This is a genomic window from Arthrobacter sp. HY1533, assembly GCF_027568515.1.
GTDB lineage: Bacteria > Actinomycetota > Actinomycetes > Actinomycetales > Micrococcaceae > Specibacter.
The window spans coordinates 1-2,869 of record NZ_JANKZF010000058.1; the positions used below are offsets into that span (position 1 = coordinate 1).

General features: G+C 64.1%; 2 protein-coding genes. Both read right to left on the reverse strand.

Annotated features, from left to right (window positions below; all coding sequences use genetic code 11):
• Positions 1–120 precede the first annotated feature (120 nt).
• A complete protein-coding gene (locus tag PCK14_RS19250; RefSeq protein WP_269940131.1) occupies positions 121–1,170 on the reverse strand; it encodes an IS110 family transposase in 1,050 nt (349 codons plus the stop codon).
• 439 nt (positions 1,171–1,609) lie between these two features.
• Positions 1,610–2,731, reverse strand: a complete 1,122-nt coding sequence (locus PCK14_RS19255) for an IS110 family transposase (RefSeq protein ID WP_269940132.1) — start codon at positions 2,729–2,731, stop codon at positions 1,610–1,612.
• Positions 2,732–2,869: the final 138 nt, after the last annotated feature.

The window sequence follows — 2,869 nt, forward strand, 5'->3', positions numbered from 1 at the left end:
TGAGCGGCTCCCATCTTTTTTGGTGGGGGCCGCTTTCTTAGGTGCTGTCCGGGTGTGGCGGTCGTGCTGGCGAGTCTTGGTTTCGACTGCAGTGTCAGACTGACCCTTCTATGGGCCCTGTCAACCCATGAGTGTGCCGAGTGAGCGGTAGATCTGCCGGGCGATGATCCTCTTGAGGCATCGGCGTATTTCCCGACGTGTTTTGCCTTCCCGGGTGCGCCGGTCAAGATAGGCAAGGGTATCCGGGTCGGAGGCCATCCTGGTTCGGGCAATGATGTCCAGGGCCTGGTTCAGCTGCCTGTCTCCGTGCCGGTTGAGGCGGTGCCGGGTGGTGTTGCCCGAAGAGGCCGGGATCGGATTCACCCCGGCGAGGGCGGCAAAGGCCGCTTCGGAACGGATGCGGCCCGGGTGGGAGTATGCGGCCAGGATGATGGCACCGGTCACTGGCCCAAGACCGCGGAGGCCCTGAAGGCCGGGGGCCATCTGGTCCACGAGCTGCGCCAACATGGTCCGGTTGGCCTCCAGCTCCCTTGTGTGTTGCAGCACCGCGGCGGCCAGGCGTCTGGCCTCGGACCGGGCAACCTTCGTGGCAATGTCCTCCTTTGGGCGGTCACGCCAGGCCGCGATCGTGTGGATCTGCCGGTCTGTGACGGCCTTGCGGGCATCGAGTCCCAGGTCCATGGTGCGGGCCAGTGCAGTCAGGGCGTGCCTGTCCGCGGTGCGTTGTCCGTCCATGGAGCGCCGGGCAGCCAGCAGGACGCGCAGTGCAGCTCGTTCCCCTTCGGCCCGAGGTTGGATCAGGGCTGCGGTGTCGGTACCAAGGACGGCCCGTGCAGCGGCGCGGGCATCGATTGCATCGGACTTGCCGGCCGCGCCACGGCTTTGCCGCTTCGGCGGTCTGGCCTCACACACGGGCAGGCCCGCGGCGTGCAGGGCGCGGGTCAACCCTGCCCCGTAGGAACCAGTGCCTTCGACGGAAACCAGGACTTCCCCTGTTGCTGTCCGTCGCTGCATCCAGCCGATGGCGCGGGAAATACCGGCCCGGCTGGTGGGGAATGTCGAGGTGTCAATGACCTGGCCGGTCACCGAGGCCAAAACGGCATAGGTGTGGGTCCGTGCATGGGTATCCACCCCGACGATGTGAGTGTACTTCTGAGCCACGATGGTCACTGTGGCATCTCCTTCCGGTAGGGGCCGTCACGGCGCCGGTCCGGGGAGAAGTCACTTCGAGGCAAATCTCTAACGAGTCACGACCCACCAGCCAGGGCGGGGCGGACAACCTTCTATCAAGCCATCGCAGTGGGCCAAACTGGTGCCGCTCCCACCGGGCGGACGAGTCAGTCTAAAGACACTGCCACGCGGGCAGGTCAGATATACGCTGAGTCACACCCGGCAGGAATAGCAACCAGTCTGCCAGCCAGCCTCGGGTCGGCTACCACCCATTAGAGATATTCGCGGATTTGGTTGCCGCATGACGATTGTTCGGCTGGGGCGTATCGCTGTCTAACATCGAGCGTCAACGGTATGGGTCGTTTGCTCATAGTCCGGTCTCGAGTTAGCCCCAAAGTGCTGCCACGTCACGGCCGCCACACTCCGGAAAGCACGCTTGTTAGGCCGCAGTCATGTGGCCCTGACCTTCGTGGTCTTTGCGCTGCAGGGGTGCGGCCAAGGACCAGCACCAGCCAGCAAGTTCACGTGCGATCGCGGTGTTGGCCGTGACGGAGCGTTTCTTGCGGGCATCGAAGACGTCCCATTTATGGTGGAGGCGATGGTTGCCTTCTAACGCCCGGATCCGGGTGTCCGGACCAACCAACTCCAACTGTCTGAGCAGGCGCAGCCCGGGCCGAGCATAAGGGCGCCGGTGTTGCCAGGCCGCCTCGATCAACAGCTTGCGCGCATACTTGCTGCCGGCTTTCGTGATGGGGCCCTGGTGCCGGGATTGGCCTGAGGACTGTTCACTGGGTACCAGACCAACGTAGGAGCCGATGGTGGCACCGGTGAACCGGGTCCAGTCCCCGATCTCCACGGCGAGCCCGAACCCGCTCGTGACCTCGATGCCACGCAGGCACATCAACGCGTTGATGACCTGGGCATACTCACAGTCCTTGGCAGCCTGGGCGACGCGTTGGTCAATGCGCTTCAACCTGGCGGCCAGCAGCTCTGCCTGTTCCACATCGGTGTCGTAGGTGAACTGCAGCACCGGCGAATCAAAACGCTGCCGGTGCAGCCACTCCCCATGGGCCTTCGTCCATTTCGTCTTCTCCTGGTAACGGATGCCGTGCCGCAGCAGAGTCGCGTTCACATGCTGGCGGGCATGGGCCAAGTCCCTTGCCGCCGTGGCCCGCAACCGGGACAAATCCCGCAGGTCCTCCTGCTCCCGTGTCGGGACACGAACCTCGGTGACCTGGCCCAGGGCCAGCATCTCCGCCAACAGCCGGGCGTCCCGACGGTCGGTTTTGACCTTATCGCCCGGTGCCCGCAACAGTTTCGAGGATGCCGCGACCACGCAATCGATCCCGGCCTCGCGCAGGTGCCGGGCGAGCACGTACCCGGTCGGGCCCGACTCGTAGACCGCTTTCACGGGTGGCTCGAAGCGGCGGATCCAGTCCAGGACGACCACCGGGTCTGAATCCATGGCCATCCTCACCAGCTCCCCGGTGACGGGATTCAACGCGCATCCCACCACCGAAACCGCGTGAACATCAAGCCCAATAAACGTATGCTGAAACATAGCCGGGACCTCCCAAAACTCACATGTGGCACTACCAATGCAACGCTCCAAAGGCCGCAAAGCCAGGGAGGTTGTTCACTGGCAACCCACGGAAGCTGTGAAACAGAAGGCCCCGGCCCTCACCTCATATCGTCTAAC